This is a genomic window from Allobosea robiniae, from assembly GCF_900102525.1.
Classification (GTDB): domain Bacteria; phylum Pseudomonadota; class Alphaproteobacteria; order Rhizobiales; family Beijerinckiaceae; genus Allobosea; species Allobosea robiniae.
Window position 1 is genome coordinate 14,440 of sequence record NZ_FNBZ01000009.1, and the last position, 16,306, is coordinate 30,745.

Annotated in this window: 15 protein-coding genes and 1 tRNA gene; 10 read left to right on the top strand and 6 right to left on the bottom strand. The window is 67.4% G+C overall.

Features of this window, described 5'->3' with window-relative positions; genetic code table 11:
- Positions 1-115: 115 nt before the first annotated feature.
- The 5 genes from BLQ70_RS22280 to BLQ70_RS22300 are packed head-to-tail and all read left to right on the top strand — an operon-like array spanning position 116 to position 6,267.
- Positions 116-2,524, top strand: a complete 2,409-nt coding sequence (locus BLQ70_RS22280; RefSeq protein ID WP_139163619.1) for a TonB-dependent receptor — start codon at positions 116-118, stop codon at positions 2,522-2,524.
- Between the two features lie 20 nt (positions 2,525-2,544).
- Positions 2,545-3,462, top strand: coding sequence for an ABC transporter substrate-binding protein (locus BLQ70_RS22285; protein WP_091861518.1), 918 nt, complete (start codon positions 2,545-2,547; stop codon positions 3,460-3,462).
- Positions 3,459-4,445, top strand: a complete 987-nt coding sequence (locus tag BLQ70_RS22290; RefSeq protein WP_091861521.1) for a FecCD family ABC transporter permease — start codon at positions 3,459-3,461, stop codon at positions 4,443-4,445. The genes BLQ70_RS22285 and BLQ70_RS22290 overlap by 4 nt, the downstream gene beginning before the upstream one ends.
- Entirely contained in the window at positions 4,442-5,473 is a 1,032-nt protein-coding gene (locus BLQ70_RS22295) for a FecCD family ABC transporter permease (protein WP_091861524.1), read from the top strand. The genes BLQ70_RS22290 and BLQ70_RS22295 overlap by 4 nt, the downstream gene beginning before the upstream one ends.
- Positions 5,470-6,267 carry an ABC transporter ATP-binding protein gene (locus BLQ70_RS22300; RefSeq protein ID WP_091861527.1) on the top strand — a complete coding sequence of 266 codons (798 nt, stop codon included), beginning with the start codon at positions 5,470-5,472 and terminating at the stop codon, positions 6,265-6,267. The genes BLQ70_RS22295 and BLQ70_RS22300 overlap by 4 nt, the downstream gene beginning before the upstream one ends.
- A gap of 389 nt (positions 6,268-6,656) precedes the next feature.
- Here BLQ70_RS22300 and BLQ70_RS22305 read toward each other — a convergent pair.
- A tRNA-Ala gene (locus BLQ70_RS22305) sits at positions 6,657-6,732 on the bottom strand.
- A 117-nt stretch (positions 6,733-6,849) separates the two neighbouring features.
- On the opposite strand from BLQ70_RS22305, the gene BLQ70_RS22310 reads away from it, so the two are divergent.
- Together BLQ70_RS22310 and BLQ70_RS22315 are read left to right on the top strand one after the other, a co-directional pair.
- Positions 6,850-7,140 carry a YggT family protein gene (locus BLQ70_RS22310; protein ID WP_061965995.1) on the top strand — a complete coding sequence of 97 codons (291 nt, stop codon included), beginning with the start codon at positions 6,850-6,852 and terminating at the stop codon, positions 7,138-7,140.
- A 109-nt stretch (positions 7,141-7,249) separates the two neighbouring features.
- Positions 7,250-8,845, top strand: coding sequence for a gamma-glutamyltransferase (locus tag BLQ70_RS22315; protein WP_091861530.1), 1,596 nt, complete (start codon positions 7,250-7,252; stop codon positions 8,843-8,845).
- 51 nt (positions 8,846-8,896) lie between these two features.
- On the opposite strand, the gene BLQ70_RS22320 is transcribed toward BLQ70_RS22315, so the two are convergent.
- Both BLQ70_RS22320 and BLQ70_RS22325 read right to left on the bottom strand, forming a co-directional pair.
- Positions 8,897-10,480, bottom strand: a complete 1,584-nt coding sequence (locus tag BLQ70_RS22320; protein ID WP_091861533.1) for an ABC transporter substrate-binding protein — start codon at positions 10,478-10,480, stop codon at positions 8,897-8,899.
- 46 nt (positions 10,481-10,526) lie between these two features.
- Positions 10,527-12,020, bottom strand: coding sequence for an amidase (locus BLQ70_RS22325; RefSeq protein WP_091861536.1), 1,494 nt, complete (start codon positions 12,018-12,020; stop codon positions 10,527-10,529).
- Positions 12,021-12,270: 250 nt separating this feature from the next.
- Here BLQ70_RS22325 and BLQ70_RS22330 point away from each other — a divergent pair, with 250 nt between their 5' ends.
- Entirely contained in the window at positions 12,271-12,969 is a 699-nt protein-coding gene (locus tag BLQ70_RS22330; protein ID WP_061965988.1) for a carbonic anhydrase, read from the top strand.
- Between the two features lie 6 nt (positions 12,970-12,975).
- On the opposite strand, the gene BLQ70_RS22335 is transcribed toward BLQ70_RS22330, so the two are convergent.
- Positions 12,976-13,905 carry a site-specific tyrosine recombinase XerD gene (locus BLQ70_RS22335; RefSeq protein WP_091861539.1) on the bottom strand — a complete coding sequence of 310 codons (930 nt, stop codon included), beginning with the start codon at positions 13,903-13,905 and terminating at the stop codon, positions 12,976-12,978.
- Positions 13,902-14,048: a hypothetical protein gene (locus tag BLQ70_RS22340; protein WP_061965984.1), complete on the bottom strand. Its 147-nt coding sequence runs from the start codon at positions 14,046-14,048 to the stop codon at positions 13,902-13,904. The genes BLQ70_RS22335 and BLQ70_RS22340 overlap by 4 nt, the downstream gene beginning before the upstream one ends.
- Before the next feature lie 177 nt (positions 14,049-14,225).
- Between BLQ70_RS22340 and BLQ70_RS22345 the strand changes: the two genes are divergently transcribed.
- Together BLQ70_RS22345 and aroB are read left to right on the top strand one after the other, a co-directional pair.
- A complete protein-coding gene (locus tag BLQ70_RS22345; RefSeq protein WP_425284631.1) occupies positions 14,226-14,828 on the top strand; it encodes a shikimate kinase in 603 nt (200 codons plus the stop codon).
- The gene (gene aroB / locus BLQ70_RS22350) at positions 14,825-15,964 is read left to right on the top strand and encodes a 3-dehydroquinate synthase (RefSeq protein WP_244512122.1); all 1,140 of its coding nucleotides are present in this window, start codon (positions 14,825-14,827) and stop codon (positions 15,962-15,964) included. The genes BLQ70_RS22345 and aroB overlap by 4 nt, the downstream gene beginning before the upstream one ends.
- Before the next feature lie 6 nt (positions 15,965-15,970).
- Here the strand turns inward: aroB and BLQ70_RS22355 are convergent, their stop codons facing one another.
- On the bottom strand, positions 15,971-16,306 hold the full coding sequence (locus BLQ70_RS22355) for a DUF1330 domain-containing protein (protein WP_061966080.1): 336 nt from the start codon (positions 16,304-16,306) through the stop codon (positions 15,971-15,973).

The following is a 16,306-nucleotide window of genomic DNA, read 5'->3' on the forward strand; positions in this document are numbered from 1 at the left end:
CAAAAAAATCACGCGATGCATGAGGGTCACCGGCCAGCCCGTTCGACAAGGAGATAGAGGGCGAGGCTGAAAGCCTCGCACCATCCTGTACGAAAAGGGTCGGTGGATGCGTTCGATGCGGTTGACGGCGAAGGAAGTTCTCCTCGCAGCGACATTTCTCAGCTCGCTGGGTGCCAGCTTCGCCATTCCCGTTGCGACGGCGCAGGCGCAGACGCTGCACAGCTTCGACATTCCGGCGAAACCCGTCCGCGCCGCGATGAACGATATCGTCCGCGTCACCGGCGTCGACGTGGTCTTCGCCGAGACGCCCGCCGCCTCGCGTCGCGGCAATGCGGTGAAAGGCTCGCTGAGCACGGCACAGGCCGTCGCGGCCCTGCTCAACGGCACGGGCCTCGCCTTCCGCTTCAGCAACGCCACCACCGTCCAGATTTACGATCCGGCCCGACCCGTCGCGGCTGGCGGCGCCGTCGAAGGCGCGATCGCCCTCGATACCATCGAGGTCGTCGGCAGCGGCGTGCCCGGGCTGCCCCCGGCCTATGCCGGCGGTCAGGTCGCGGTCGGCGGCGGCCTCGGCGTGCTCGGGCAGCGCTCCGTGATGGATACGCCCTTCTCGGTGACGAACTACACGTCCAAGCTGATCGAGGACCAGCGAGCCCAGTCCGTCGCCGATGTCGTCAAGAACGATTCCTCGATCCGCAACGTCGAGCCGACCAATGTCGGCAATGCCAATTACTTCGTCATCCGCGGTATCCAGGTCGGCAATGCCGCCGTCGCTTTCGGCGGCCTGTTCGGTATCGCGCCCAATGCGCAGTCGACGCTGGCCGGCATCGAGCGCGTCGAGGTCCTGAAGGGCCCCGGCGCCTTCCTCGGCGGCCTCTCGCCGAGCGGCGTCGGCGGCGTCATCAACCTCGTGCCGAAACGCGCCACGGACGAGCCGCTGACCCGGTTCACCGCGACCTGGATCAGCAATTCCCAGCTCGGCGGCCATCTCGATCTCGGCCGCCGCTTCGGCGATCAGAAGCAGTTCGGCGTGCGCGCCAACCTGCTCTATCGCGATGGCGGCACCCCCATCAGCCACCAGTCGCAGGCACTGGTCAACGGCACGATCGGGCTCGACTATCGCAGCGACGCGTTCCGCATCTCGCTCGATGCCGGCTATCAGGTGCTGAACACCGACCGGATGAACAACACGGTGACGCCATTGGCGACCGAGCTGGTCCCGCGGCCGATCAAACCGAACAAGAGCTATGTCTCACCCTGGAACTACAGCAAGTTCGCGGACAGCTACGGCATGGTCCAGGCCGAATACGATGTAACCTCCAACGTCACCGTCTACGGCAAGGCCGGTGTCAGCCACATGGACTGGGACCAGGCGGTGGAAGCCGGCTCCGGCCTCAGGCGCAACGGCAACTTCACCAGCACGGGCTCCCGCTATCAGATCGACATCAACCGCTATTCGGGCGAAGCGGGCGTGCGCGGACGCTTCCAGACCGGCCCGCTCGACCATGAGGTCGTCATTTCCGCCAACAGCTTCTATCAGGCGCGCGCCTCCGGCCTGCCCGCGACGCTCTCGGTGACGCCGTCGAACATCTACAATCCGACCTTCTCGCCCAATCCGGTGATGCCGGCGGCCCGGCGCTACCGCCAGAACGACAACAGCTTCACCAGCTATTCGATCTCGGACACGATCTCGGCCTTCGACAAGCGCCTGCAACTGACGCTCGGCGTGCGCAAGCAGTTCGTCGACATCAACAACTACACGCTGCAAACCGGCCTGCTCTCTTCCAAAAACAAGAGCGATGCGGTGACGCCGGTCATCGGCCTCGTCGTGAAGCCGCTTGAGAACGTCTCGCTCTACGCCAGCTATATCGAGGGCCTGACCGCGGGTTCGGTCGTCGGCAACACCTTCGTCAATGCCGGCCAGGTCCTGCCGCCCTTCGTCACCAAGCAGTACGAAGCCGGCGCCAAGATCGACTGGGGCAGGCTGATGACCTCGGTCGCCGTCTTCCAGTCGGAACAGGCTTCCGGCATCGCGAACACCGTCACCAACACCTTCAGCGACAATGGCGAGACCCGCTATCGCGGCGTAGAGCTGAGCGTCGCCGGCGAGATCGTCGAGGGTGTCCGGGCGCTGGGCGGCATCACCTTCCTCGATTCCAAGCTCGTGCGCACCGCCAACAGCACCTTCGACGGCAACGAAGCGCAAGGCACGCCGCGCGTGCAGGCCAATCTCGGTCTCGAATGGGACCCGGGCTTCGTCCGCAACCTCACCCTCTTCGGCCGGATGATCTATACCGGCTCGAGCTATGCCGATGCCGCCAACCTGCAGAAGCTGAAGGCCTGGACGACCTTCGATATCGGCGCGCGCTACAAGATCGAGCGGGCCGGCGCCAAGCCGATCATCCTGCAGGCGAACGTCACCAACCTGTTCAACAAGGCGTATTGGACGACCTATCCGGGCTTCAACCTGCTCTATCCGAGCGAGGCGCGGATGGTTTCGCTGTCCTCGACCTTCGAATTCTAGGGCCGAAGGCAGGGAACCGCGTGGCGACATTCCTGTCCCGACGCAGCTTCGCGGCAGGCGGGGCGGCCATCCTGGCCGGCTCCGCCTGTGCCGCGTCCGGGCGCCGGGTGGTGAACACGCCGCTCGGTCCCGTCGAGCTGCCGTCCGAGCCACGCAGGGTGGTCGCGATCGACTCGCGCATCAGCCTCGAGATGGCGCTGGCGCTCGATCTGCCTCTGATCGGCTACAGCCACAGCCGCGCTAGGCCATGGGTGCCCGTGCCGGCCTCCGTGCCGTTCCTGGCGGCGCCGCCCGATCTCGAACAGATCCTGACGTTGCAACCCGATCTGATCCTTTGCCCGGACACCTCCGCTTACTCGGAGTGGTGGCCCCTGGCCCGGCTGAGCCGGATCGCGCCGGTCCTGCCGAGCAACCACCGCACGCATTGGCGTGGCAATCTCGATAGCCTGGCCGGCTGGCTTCAGCGCACCGAGGCCGCAGGCCGCACCACCGCGGCCTATGCCGAGCAGATTGCCGGACTGCGCCAGCGCCATGACGGCGTGCTGCGGCGGAGCCTGCTGGCGGCGGCGACCTATGACCCGCTCAAGCGGCGGCTCGTGGTGCGCAGCGACGGCACCGGATACGGCTTCGTGATGCCGGCTCAGGTCCTTGCCGATCTCGGCGGCCGTGCCGTGAAAGCCGGGCGGCTCGGCCCCTATGGCGAGGTCGCGCTCGAATCCCTCGGGGATGTCCTCGGGCAGGTCGACGGCGTCCTGCTGATCGATCTGGGAGATCGCGCCCCGGCTGCGCTCGCCCGTGAGCCGCTCTGGCAACGGCTGCCGGCCGTCCGTGCTGGACATGTACATGTTTCGCCGGGCAACAGCATCTTCGGGTCGGTCTACACCGCGCACCATCTCGCAGGCGCCTGGGATGCGTTGCTGACTCGGATGGCCTCGTGACACGGACCCCATTGGCTATCGTCATCGGCGCATTGGTGCTGCTTGCTGCCTCGCTGATCGCATTGACGCTGGGCGCGCGTCCGATCGCGGCCGGCGAATGGCTCGCCATCTTGCATGAAGGCCGCGGCAACGAAGCCGCCGAGATCGTGCTGGGGCTGCGTCTGCCGCGTGTCCTGCTCGGGGCGATGGTCGGCGCGGCGCTCGGGCTTGCCGGCGCGGTCATCCAGCTCGCGACGCGAAACCCGCTGGGCGATCCGGGCCTGCTCGGGATCAATGCGGGAGCGAGCCTCGCGCTGATCCTGGGCACCGATCTTATCGGCCTCGCCGGCCCGCAGGCCGCGACCTGGCTTGCCGCCTGCGGCGCCCTCGGCGCGGTGCTCGCGGTCCAGGCACTCGCGGGCGCCCGCAGCAGCTCGAACCCGATCCGTCTCACCCTTGCCGGCGTCGCGATCACGGCGCTGTGCATCGGTATCGGCCAGGCGGTCGCGTTGTCAGATCCCGAGCGCTTCGATCTGGTCAGGAACTGGCGCGTCGGCGCGCTCTCGGGAGCCACTGGGGCGATCCTTCCAAGCGTGACGCTGGCATGGCTTGTCGGAACGCTGCTGACGCTCGCGCTCGCTCCACGCCTCGACCTGCTCGCGCTCGGGGACGACCGCGCGGCCTCGCTCGGCGTCGCGGTCCGACCGGTGCGGCTTGGCTCGCTCATCGCCGTCGTCCTGCTCGCCGGCAGCGCCGTCGCAGCGGCCGGCCCGATCGCTTTCATCGGCCTAGCCAGCCCGCATATCGCCCGCCGCCTCGGCGGTATCGGCGCGGCGGCGCATCTGCCTCTCTCCGGCCTGATCGGCGCCGCTCTCGTCGTGATCGCCGACACGCTCGGCCGCATCGCGATGCCGCCCGCCGAGGTGCCGGTCGGCATCGTCGCCGGGCTCCTCGGCGCGCCCATCCTGATCCTGCTCGCCCGCCGCAGGAACGCTGCCGCATGAAGGGTCTCACCGCACAGAGCGGAACCATCATGAACGGCGCGATGAGCCGTCCGGCACTATGCCATCTCGGGCTGTGGCTCGGTGGTCTGGCGCTCGTGCTGACGTCCCTGACGCTGGGCACGGTCAGGCTCACGCCGGTGCAGGTGTTTCACGCACTTGCTGGCCACGAGAGTCCGGCGCTGCAACTGCTCGTCGAGTGGCGCCTGCCTCGCATTGGCGCGGCGCTCGCAGCCGGCGCCGCGCTGGGCCTGTCGGGCGCCTTGTTCCAGACGCTGCTGCGCAATCCGCTTGGAAGCCCCGACATCATCGGCTTCGACGCCGGCGCGTTCGGCGGGGCCTTTCTGGCGCTTCTTGCCGGCCTGGCGCCCGCGCTGGTCGCTCTTGCAGCCTTCGGCGGCGGGCTTGGCGCTGGCCTCATGGTCTATCTCGCAGCCGGCGGCCTGCGCGCCGATCGCGCGCGGCTGATCCTCATCGGCATCGCGGTCGGAGCTGCCTTTTCGGCCCTGGGCGACTGGATGATCTTCGTCGCTCCCCTCGACATCGCGCTGGTCGCCGCGAACTGGAAGCAGGGAGCGCTCGCGGGGGTCGATATCCGGCGGCTGGCGAACGGCGCGGGGATGCTCGGCCCGCTGCTGCCCCTCGGCCTAGCCTGCGCCCGCTCCGTACAGGCTCTCGAACTCGGAGACGACAAGGCGCAATCCCTAGGCGTTCCCGCCGCCAGCACCCGGCTTCGCCTCGGTCTCATAGGGCTTGGCCTGACAGCGACAGCGACCTTCATCGCCGGGCCGATCGGATTCGTCGCGCTCATCGCGCCGCAGGCGGCGCGCAAGCTCACGGGCTCGGCCGGTTTGCCGCTATCGGCCTCTGCTCTGTTCGGCGCGGTTTTCCTGCTGGCCAGCGATGCGGTCGCGCGCATCGCGCTGGCGCCGCGCGCGCTGCCCGTCGGCGCCGTGACGGCCTGTCTGGGCGGAGCCTATCTCATTTGGCTGTTCGGCTCCTGGGTCCGCCGCAGGGAGCCTCTCCGATGAGCACCAAATCAAGGCTGGAAGCACAGGCCCTGCGCGCACATCACGGCCCGCACGAGGTTCTCAAGGGGATCGATATTGCGTTGCCGGCCGGCAGTTTCACCGTGATCGTCGGCCCCAATGCCTGCGGCAAGTCGACCTTGCTGAGAAGCCTCGCGCAGCTGCACCCGTCTTCCGGCGGCAGCGTACTGCTCGATGGACACCCGATCGCACACTATCGCCCACGCGATCGCGCCCGGCTGCTTGCTGTCCTGCCCCAGGGAGCGGAGGCGCCGGAGGGGATCATCGTCGCGAATCTCGTTGCACGGGGGCGGCATCCTCACCGCAGCCTGTTTCAACCCTGGACCGCTGCCGACCAGAGCGCCATGGAGGCCGCCATGGAAGCAGCGGGCGTTTCCCAGCTCGCCGAGCGCACGCTCGAAAGCCTCTCCGGAGGCCAGCGTCAGAAGGTCTGGATCGCGATGGCACTGGCACAGGGCGCGGATATCCTGCTGCTGGACGAGCCCACGACATTCCTCGACCTCTCCCATCAGATCGATGTGCTCGAACTCTGCTCCGCCCTGAACTGTGCCGGGAAGACGATCGTCGCGGTGCTGCACGATCTCAACCAGGCTGCCCGCTATGCATCCCGGCTGGTGGTGATGCGCGCGGGAGAGATCCTGGCGCAGGGTCTGCCGGAAGATCTTCTGACGCCCGGCTTCATCGACGAGGTCTTTCACGTCCCCTGCATCGTCATCGCCGATCCGTTGACCGGAAAGCCGTTGATCGTACCGAAGCGGGCGGCTCTCGCGAACTGACGCAAAGCCGGGGCCGGTCCGGAAAGCCGCCGCTTACGTCAATTCTCGACCGCCGGCACCGATGAAGCCTCGCCATATCCGGGCCACCTGCGCCGCATGGGCGCCGGGCTTGCACCAACGCTGCTCCAACGGAGGTTCAGCAACGTGCACCTGCATAATGGCTGGGGGGACCCAGGTTCCCCATTCCTTTGCATCGGCATAGGTAGCGGATGACCGGATAACAGGCACGAATCTCTACGGGGATTCGGACTTGGACCTTGTCGCGATGCTTGCGGATGGAGCCATGATTTCCCTCAGTGGCGCCAGCGTGGGACCAAGCAGCGGGAATCACCGGGTTTTAGGAAGGCGATTGAGAGCTAAAAAGTTAGCATTCTCAATGACTTAAGCCCTGGTGGAGCTGAGGGGATTCGAACCCCTGACCTCTGCAGTGCGATTGCAGCGCTCTCCCATCTGAGCTACAGCCCCAAGGCGCTGGCCTTCTAGGCTGTGCGTCGCGTGGATGTCAATCACTTCCGCCATCTGATTTGGCGCGAGCCGGGATATTCCGCGTCACCTTTCCAGACAGGCCTAAAAGGAAGCCCGATGCGTGCCGTTCTCGACGTGATCATGATCGCGCTGAACCTGTATATCTGGGTTCTGATCGCCTCGGCAGTGCTCAGCTGGCTGATCGCCTTCAACGTCATCAACACCCGCAACCAGTTCGTCTCCACGGTCTGGGACATGCTCTACCGCATCACCGAACCCGTATTGCGGCCGATTCGCGAGCGCCTGCCCAATCTCGGCGGGCTCGACATCTCGCCGATCATCCTGCTGCTGATCATCTATTTCATCCAGAGCGTGATCACCCGCTACATCTACCCCAACGTGTTCTGATCCTGCCGCGCCCTGCGCCGGGCGCGGCTCGCAATCCGCCACGACGCATTCGACGTCGTGGCGACCGGCATGCAGTATGGCCGCCTCGCCAACGCTTCGAGGTTTCCGCATGGCCGCTGCCGCCCTTCCCTATCGCAGCCAGAATTGGGCTCTGACCAAACCTGCCGCGCGCGGCAGGCATGGCATCGTCGTCTCGCAGAGCCGCGAGGCGGCGGAGGCCGGAGCAGTGATCCTCGAACAGGGCGGCAATGCCGCCGACGCCGCCGTCGCCGCCTGCTTCGCGCTTGCGGCTGTCGAACCCTGGAACAGCGGGCTCGGCGGCATCGGCTTCGCCGTCGTGCTCAAGGCGGGCGAGGCCCGCGCGCAGGTCGTCGATTTCGGGCCGGTCGCACCGCGCCGTGCCGATCCTGCCGATTATCCCCTGACCGGCGAGATGAAGAAGGACCTCTTCACCTGGCCGGAGGTGGTGGGCGACCGCAACATCCACGGCCCCCTCTCCTTCGTCACGCCCTCCTCCGTCGCCGGTTATGCCAAGCTCAAGGAGACCTTCGGCTCGAAGCTCCCGCTCGCCGACATTCTCGCACCGGCCATCGCGCTCGCCCGGCGCGGCCTGCCGGCCGACTGGTACACGACGCTGAAGATCGCCTCCTCGGCTTCGGTGCTCAGGCTCTACGAGGAAAGCGCCCGCATCTATCTGCCTGGCGGCTTGCCGCCGGTGCCGCCCTATCAGGGCATTCCGGGCTTCATGAAGCTGGGCAAGCTCGGCGACACGATCGAACGGCTGGCGCAGGCGGGGCTCGACGATTTCTACCGCGGCGATGTCGCGAACGCGCTGGTGGCGGATATCGCTGCGGCCGGCGGCGTCGTCGATGCCCAGGATCTGACCGGCTGCAAGGCCGGATTGCGGGAGGCGCCGACTATCAACTGGCGCGGCACTCACCTCCTCCACACCGCCGGCGGCCTCACCGCCGCGCCGACGCTGGAACGCGTCGTCGCCGGCATGGCTGATGCCCCGATCGAGGGCGACGGCCCCTCCGCCGCCTGGTTCGCGCAGCTCTCCAGCGTGATGCGCCAGGCCTATCGGGAGAGGCTGGCCGGCCTCGGCGCCGCGGTTGCGGCCAAGGAACCGGGCGACACCTGCACCACCCATCTCACCGTGGTCGATGGCGAGGGCAATCTCGTCACGGTCACCACGACGCTGCTCTCCTCGATGGGCAGCCGCGTCGTGCTGCCCGCGACCGGCGTGCTCATGAACAACGGCATGATGTGGTTCGATCCGCGCCCCGGCAGCGCCAATGCGATCGCGCCGGGTGCCCGCCCGCTCTGCAACATGTGCCCGGTCGTGGTCACGCCGAAGGATGGCGGCTGGCCGCGCCAGGCGATGGGCTCCTCCGGCGGGCGCCGCATCCTCGCCAGCATCTACCAGACGCTGGCTTGGCAGCTCGATTTCGGCATGGATACCGAGGAGACCGCGCATCAGCCGCGCATCGACGTCTCCGGCCCGGATTCGGCCAGCGCCGATCTGCGCCTGCCGGCCGAGACGCTTGCCGCACTTGAAGCAGCGGGGCCGACCGCGATCGTCGAGCACAGCGTGCTGCCGATCAACTTCGCCTGCCCGAACTTCGTCCGCGTCGACAAGGACGGTGCGGAAGGCTCGAGCGACGCCGCCTCGCCCTGGTCGGCGGCGGTGGCTGCGACGCGCTGAAATGAAAAAGGGCGGCCGTTACGGCCGCCCTACTACCTCGTCTTTCGACGATCAACCTCGCTTCAGTCCCCACGGATAGGGCGCCGAGCCGGCGAGCATCCCGGTCATGTCGTTGCGATAGGCCGTGCGGCTGACGAACTGGCCGAGCGGGATGGTCGCGACCTCCTCCAGCGCCAATCGGGCCAGCGCCTTGGCGCTCTTCTTCTGCGCAGCTTCGTCGGGGGCGTAGAGCCATTCCTCGGCCAACGCCTCGGCCGCATCGCTCTTCCACCAGCCGAACCAACCCTTCTCGCCCTGCCCGCGGACCAGCGAGGACATCGCCGGGTTGCCCCAGCTCGTCGCCGATCCCGTGGTGTGGAAGATACTCCAGCCGCCCTTCTCGGTCGATTCCCGGCTGCCGCGGCGCTGCACGACGGTGCCCCAGTCGCTCGCCGCCATCTCGACATTCATGCCGAGTTGCTTGAGCAATTCGAAGGTCACCTCGCCGAGCGGCCCGATATCCGGGAAGTCGGTCGGGTTGATGATCACGACCTTCTCGCCGTTGTAGCCGGATTCCTTGAGCGCCGCCTTCGCCTTCTCCAGGCTTTGCGGCATCAGGTCTTCCTGCTCGCCGTCGTAATAGGGCGTGCCGCGCCACCACAGGCTGCGGCAGGTCTGCCAGAGCGTGGTGTCGTCGCCCTGGGCGGCGCGCATATAGTCTTCCTGCTTCACCGCCATGCGCACGGCGGCGCGCACCTTCGGATTGTTGAACGGGGCCTGCAGGTGGTTGAGACGGATGATCGCGCCGCGCCCGGCCTTGTCGATGATCTCCTGCTTAATGTCCTTGTTGCCAGCCAGCATCGGCTGGAGATCGGTGAGCGGACGCTCCCACCAGTCGACCTCGCCGGTGGTCAGCGCCGCGGCGGAGGTCGCCGGGTCGGGCAGGATGTTCCACTCGATCCGCTTGAAATGCGCGACCTTGCCGCCGGCATTGCGGCTGGGCGGCTCAGCTCGCGGCTTGTAGCCCTCGAACTTCTCGTAGACGACCTTGCTGCCCGAGACATAGCCCGAAGCGACGAACTTGTAGGGTCCCGACCCCGTCATCTCGGTGACCTGCGTGTTCGCATCGATCTTGGCCAGGCGCTCCGGCATGATGATCGGCGGCTGGTCGGATTTCGACAGGCAGTCCAGCATCATGGGGAAGGGGCGCTTGAGCTTGATCTCGACGACGCGATCGTCGGGCGCACCCCATTCCTCGACCGCCCGGCCGAGCAACTGGCCGTAGGGGTCGCGCTGCGTCCAGCGCTTGAGGCTCGCGGCGCAGTCGACGGCCTTGACCGGCGTCCCGTCATGGAAGCTCAGGCCTTCGCGCAGCTTGATGCGCCAGGTCTTGCCGTCGGCCGAGACTTCGTGCCCCTCCGCCATCTGTGGCTGCGGCTTCAGGTTCTCGTCCGCCCCGTAAAGCATGTCGAAGACATAGTAGCCGTGATTGTTGGTCACGGTCGCGGTGGTCCAGACCGGGTCCAGCGCCGAGAGATTGGCCTGCGGCACGAACTTCATCAGCGTTGCGCTGCTTTGCGCTGCGGCCGGCCGCGGCAGAGCCGGGCCGGCGAGGCCGAGAGCGGCCGTCCCCATCAGAAAATCACGACGCTTCATTCATACTCTCCCCGTTTTATGATTGGTATGGAACGCGAATCAGGCCTCAGGCGAAGCCGATGAAATTCGGGCTTTCGCTGATCGGCCGCGCCTGAGCGAGCTTCGCCAGATCCGGAACCGGCCGGGCCGTCAGCGGATCGCCTGCGAGCGCCGCTTCCAGCGCCGCCGCCACTGCCAGCACCTTGGCGTCGCCGCCGCGCGGCCCGACGATCTGCAGGCCGAAGGGCATGCCGTTGCGGTCGAGCCCGACCGGCAGCGAAATCGCGGGATGGCCGACGATGGTGACGGCATAGGCTGCCGCGAGCCAGTGGAAATAGGTCCGGGTCGCTTTGCCGTCGATCTCGGAGGGGAAGAGCTCGGTCCAGGGCCGCGGGCTCAGCGTCACCGCCGGCGACAGGATGACGTCGTAATCCTCGAAGAAGCGCTGCCAGCGCTGGTAGATCACCGTCTGCTGCTTCATCGCGCGGGTGACGTCGAGCGCCGAATAACGCAGGCCCTCCTCGACATTGGCGCGGACGTTCGGCCCGACCATGTCGGGCGTATCGCGGACCTTGTCGAGATGCGCCGCGAGGAAATTGCTGGCACGCAGAATCTCGAAGACCTCGTCCGTGCCCTCGCAATCCGGCGTCGCCTCCTCCGCCGCCCTGAAGAGATGGCTGAAGGCCTTGGTCTTGTCGGAGAAGGTATCGCGGATCAGGCGTTCGGTCGGCGCAAAACCGAAATCCGGGGTCAGAGCCACCTTGAGCGAGGCGAGATCGATCGCGTCGGGGCGGGCGAAATCCTCCGGCCGCCGCACGGTCTTGCCATGGATCGTCGTCGCGAGCGGATCGGCAGCGGCATCGGAGACCATGGTCGAGAGCAGCAGGCAGAGATCCGGCAGGTTGCGCGCCATCGGGCCGAGCACCGGCAGCGGAGACCAGCCGAGCTGTCGTTTCTCGCTCGGCACGAGCCCGGGCGTCGGCCGGAAGCCGACGATGCCGTTGAAGGCGGCGGGATTGCGCAGCGAGCCGCCGGTATCGGAGCCGGTCGCGAGCGGCACCATGTTCGTCGCCAGCACAACGCCCGAGCCGCCCGACGAGCCGGCCGCGCTCTTCGAGGCGTCGAACGGGTTGCCGGTCGCGCCATAGACGGCGTTGCGGGTATTGGCGCCGGCGCCCCATTCCGGGGTGTTGGTCTTGCCGGCGATGATGGCGCCGGCCTTGCGGACGCTGGAGACGATGAGCTGGTCTTCCTTGGGCACGAAATCGCGATAGAGCGCGCTGCCATAGGTGGTGCGCAGGCCGGCGACGTTCTCCAGGTCCTTGATACCGATCGGCAGGCCGTGCAGCGGACCGAGCGCATCGCCCCGCGCGGTCGCCTCATCCGCCTTTGCCGCATCCTTGCGGGCCTTGTCGTCGTCGCGCGCGACCATCGCGTTCACGGCGGGGTCGATCGCATCCATGCGGCGGATGCAGCTCTCGAGCAGTTCGCGGGCCGAGAGTTTCTTGGCGCCGATCAGGGCACGCGCGGCAACGGCGCTGAGATCGCAGGGTTCGGTCAAGGCAGGTGTCTCCGTTGCGCTCAGCCCCGCGCAAGCGCTGTGCCGCGCGGGGCAGTCCGAGCAGACTAGGCGACGAGGCCGAGATGTCCATGTCCCGATCGTGCATGCAGCCCCCTCCCTCCGCGCGGGTTCCATGCCGTCTATAGTTGGCCCGGAAGGGCGATTGAGCGAAGGCCGGCAGGCGGGCTGGGCGATACCGCACCGCAACATATGCTTGACGAAGCCGTCCGTTTCCTGTTCGACAGGATCCATGGAAAAGCCTGCAGAGCCATTCCCGCAGCGCCTGACGGAAGGCTATCGCTCCTTCCTCGACGATCGTTTCATCCGCGAGCAGAGCCGCTATGAAGAGCTCGGCGAACACGGCCAGACGCCGGAGATCATGCTCATCGGCTGCTGCGACTCGCGCGTTTCGCCGGAAGTCATCTTCGATGCGCGCCCCGGCGAGATGTTCGTCGCGCGCAACATCGCCAATCTGATCCCGCCCTTCCAGCCGGACGACCAGCTCCACGGCACCTCGGCGGCGCTCGAATACGCCATCCAGGCGCTCAAGGTGCAGCACATCGTCGTGCTCGGCCATGGCCGCTGCGGCGGCATCCGCGCCTTCGCCGATGACAGCCAGCAGGCGCTCTCGCCGGGCGACTTCATCGGGAAATGGATCACCCTGATCGGCCCGGCGGCCGAGCGCACCGGCGGACGTGGTCGCCATGAGAGCTTCGACGACTATCTGCAGCGGCTGGAGCTGGCCTCTGTCCAGCAATCGCTCGCCAATCTCCGCACCTTCCCTTGCGTGCAGATCCTCGAGAGCAAGGGCCGACTGCACCTGCACGGCGCTTATTTCGCCGTCGCCACCGGTGTGCTGATGATCCTCGACCCCGCGACCGGCCAGTTCATCCCGGCCGTCGGCGAGATGCCCAAGCGCGTCCAGCAGATCCGCTGTTCCGAGGCCTGAGGCGCCTCATTCTCCATCCGCGAGGGGATGGAGATCGCGGACCATGCTCTTCAGCCGCTCGTCGAGGACATGGGTGTAGATCTGTGTCGTCGCGATGTCGGCATGCCCCAGCAATTCCTGGACGACCCTGAGATCGGCGCCGTTCTGCAAGAGATGGCTGGCAAAGGCGTGGCGCAGCACATGCGGGCTTAAGCTCGCAACTGAGAGCCCCGCCGCCCCGGCCAGCGATTTGAGATCCCTGGCGAAGACCTGACGGGTCAGATGCCCGCTCTCGCCGTCCGAGGGGAAGAGCCAGCGCCCATCCGCCTCTCCGGCCTCTTTCAAGGCAGCCAGCCAGTCACGCGCAGCCTGTCGTGCCGCGTCGTTCAACGGCACCAGACGCTCCTTGTCGCCCTTGCCGCGCACGATCAGGAAGCGCTCGCGCGTCGTCGCGGCCGACAAGGGCAACGCTATCAGTTCCGAGACGCGCAAACCCGTGGCATAAAGCATCTCGACCAGGCAGCGCATGCGCAGGGCCTTGAGCCGCGCGGCCTTCGTTATCCCCTCCCGCTCGCTAGCGGCCCGCGCGGCTTCCAGCAGGCGGTCGACATCCGCGACCGTCACCACTTTGGGCAGGGGGCGGCCGAGTCGCGGCCCGGCGATCGCGGCCGAAGGGTCGGTGCCGGCCAGCCCCTCCGTATAGAGGAAGCGATGGAACTGCCGCACGGCCGAAAGCCGGCGTGCCGCGGAGGAAGCCTTGAGGCCCCGCGCCGCGAGATCGGCAAGCCAGCCGCGGATATCCCCAGGCAGAGCGTCGCCCGGCGCCTTGCCGCCGAGGAATTCGAGATAATCGGTAATGTCGCGCTCATAGGCGTCGAGCGTGTTGCGCGCCGCGCCGCGCTCGGCCGCCAGCATGTCGAGGAAGGCATTCAGCCGCTGGCGCCCCAACCGGCTCATTTCGGCTGCAGTTTGGCAGGCGGTACGATCTCGACCATCTCGCGCTGAACCGGCTGAACGAAGGTGACGAGCGCGACCATGCCCCCGAAGATCAGCCCGGCGATGATCGCGATGAAAGCCAGGAAACGGAACAGCGTCGGCACGTCGGGCGGACTCTCGCAATCGCTTGGGGCGCGCGCGATCCCGGCACCCGATTTGATTATCCCCGATCGCAACCGCGCCGCGCAAGGGCCGGCGGGCCACAGCCTCGTGCAAAGCGCGTGACAGGGGCATGACGCAGCGGCCGGCCGGTGCTACAGCCGTGCCGAGGATTGAAAGGTATCATGACCGCCGCCGCTTCCATCGCTGCCTCCGAAACGACCGATCTCCGCGCCATTCTCGGCGCGCGGGCCATCGTGCTCGTCGGCATGATGGGGTCCGGCAAGAGCTCCGTCGGCCGCCGGCTGGCGGCGCGCCTCGGTCTGCCCTTCGTCGATGCCGATACCGAGATCGAGACGGCCGCGCATATGACGATCCCGGAGATCTTCGCGCAGCGCGGCGAGGCCGAGTTCCGCGAGGGCGAACGCCGGGTCATCAGCCGCGTCCTGACCACCCGCGCCCCGCTCGTGCTGGCGACCGGCGGCGGCGCCTTCATGAATGCCGAGACGCGCGAGCGCGTGAAGGAACTCGGCATCTCCGTCTGGCTCAAGGCCGAGCCCGACGTGCTGATGCGCCGCGTCCGCAAGCGCTCGAACCGGCCCTTGCTCCAGACCGCCGACCCGGAAGCGACCTTGCGCCGGATGCTGGCCGAGCGCGAGCCGGTCTATGCGCTCGCCGACATCACCATCCTGTCGAGCGACGAGCCTCACGAAGTCGTGGTCGGCGAAACCATCGCCGCATTGGGCGACTATCTCGGGCCGGCAGCCGGAGCGACAGCATCATGAACGCCACCATGTCCGACAAGACCGGTGCCCGCATCGTCGTCCCCGTCGCGCTCGAAGGCCGTGGCTACGATATCCATATCGGTCGCCACCAGCTCTGCGAGGCGGCCGCCCTGATCGCCGCCTTCGCGCCCGGCGCCAAGGCCGCCATCGTCACCGACGAGAGCGTCGCCGCCCTGCATGGCGCGGCTTTCGAGACCTGCCTGCAGCAGGAAGGCATCGCCGCGACCCGCATCACCATCCCGCCGGGAGAGGCGTCGAAATCCTATCCCCAGTTCGTTGCGCTCTGCGATGCGCTGCTGGCGGCGAAGATCGAGCGCAACGACCTCGTCATCGCCTTCGGCGGCGGCGTCGTCGGCGATCTCACCGGCTTCGCCGCGGCGGTTCTGCGGCGCGGCGTGCGCTTCGTGCAGGTACCCACCACCCTGCTCTCCCAGGTCGATTCCTCGGTCGGCGGCAAGACCGGCATCAACTCGCCGCATGGCAAGAACCTGATCGGCGCCTTCCATCAGCCGGCTTTGGTCATCGCCGATACCGCCCTGCTGGACACGCTGAGCGAGCGCGAGTTCAAGGCCGGCTATGCCGAGGTCGTGAAATACGGGCTGATCGACGATCCCGCCTTCTTCGACTGGTGCGAGGTGAACTGGAGCCGCGTCATCGCCGGCGGCCCGGAACGCGATCACGCCGTCGCCGTCTCCTGCCGCGCCAAGGCGGCGATCGTCGCCCGCGACGAACGCGAGGAAGGCGACCGCGCCCTGCTCAATCTCGGCCACACCTTCGCCCATGCGCTGGAGCGGCTGACGCATTACGATTCCGCGCGCCTCGTCCATGGCGAGGCCGTCGCCATCGGCCTGGCATTGGCCTTCCGCTTCTCGCAGCGTCTCGGCCTGTGCTCGGGACAGGATTCCGGCCGCGTCTCGCGCCATCTCGACCATGTCGGTCTGCCCAGCCGGTTGCAGCAGGTGCCGGGCGGAGCCGGCAGCGCCGAGGAGATCGTCAACGCCATGGCGCAGGACAAGAAGGTCAAGCGCGGCGTTCTGACCTTCATCCTCGCTCGCGGCATCGGCAAGAGCTTCATCGCGCCGGGCGTCGCGGCCGATGAGGTGCGCGCCTTCGTCGAAGCAGAACTCGCCGCCTGAGCCGGTTCAGGCAACACCGATCTTCGCCAGGAAGTCGGCAGCGCGATAACCGGGCTCCACGCCCTTCACGAGCATCGTCACACCGCGCGAATTTTCCGTCCGCAGCGGCAGGATCGCGCGATAGGCCGGCGAATCGTACCAGGCGCGCGCCCGCTCCATGTCGGGGAAGGCGATGATCACGAGATCGCCGGGCCACGGCCCCTCGACGATCTCCGGCGTCGCGCCATGGATCAGGAAGTGCCCGTCATAGGGTGCGAGCGTCCCGTCGATGCGCGCGATATAGTCGATGATCTCGGCGCCGAGGCGGACATCCTGCAGATGGGCGATGGCATAGGCGGTCAT

Bases quoted from the DNA above. Each gene is read 5' to 3' on its own strand.
- BLQ70_RS22280 (WP_139163619.1), top strand. From the start codon at position 116: ATGCGGTTGACGGCGAAGGAAGTTCTCCTCGCAGCGACATTTCTCAGC.
- BLQ70_RS22295 (WP_091861524.1), top strand. From the start codon at position 4,442: ATGAAGGGTCTCACCGCACAGAGCGGAACCATCATGAACGGCGCGATG.
- BLQ70_RS22300 (WP_091861527.1), top strand. From the start codon at position 5,470: ATGAGCACCAAATCAAGGCTGGAAGCACAGGCCCTGCGCGCACATCAC.
- BLQ70_RS22310 (WP_061965995.1), top strand. From the start codon at position 6,850: ATGCGTGCCGTTCTCGACGTGATCATGATCGCGCTGAACCTGTATATC.
- BLQ70_RS22315 (WP_091861530.1), top strand. From the start codon at position 7,250: ATGGCCGCTGCCGCCCTTCCCTATCGCAGCCAGAATTGGGCTCTGACC.
- BLQ70_RS22320 (WP_091861533.1), bottom strand. From the start codon at position 10,480: ATGAAGCGTCGTGATTTTCTGATGGGGACGGCCGCTCTCGGCCTCGCC.
- BLQ70_RS22330 (WP_061965988.1), top strand. From the start codon at position 12,271: ATGGAAAAGCCTGCAGAGCCATTCCCGCAGCGCCTGACGGAAGGCTAT.
- BLQ70_RS22335 (WP_091861539.1), bottom strand. From the start codon at position 13,905: ATGAGCCGGTTGGGGCGCCAGCGGCTGAATGCCTTCCTCGACATGCTG.
- aroB (WP_244512122.1), top strand. From the start codon at position 14,825: ATGAACGCCACCATGTCCGACAAGACCGGTGCCCGCATCGTCGTCCCC.
- BLQ70_RS22355 (WP_061966080.1), bottom strand. From the start codon at position 16,306: ATGACCGCCTATGCCATCGCCCATCTGCAGGATGTCCGCCTCGGCGCC.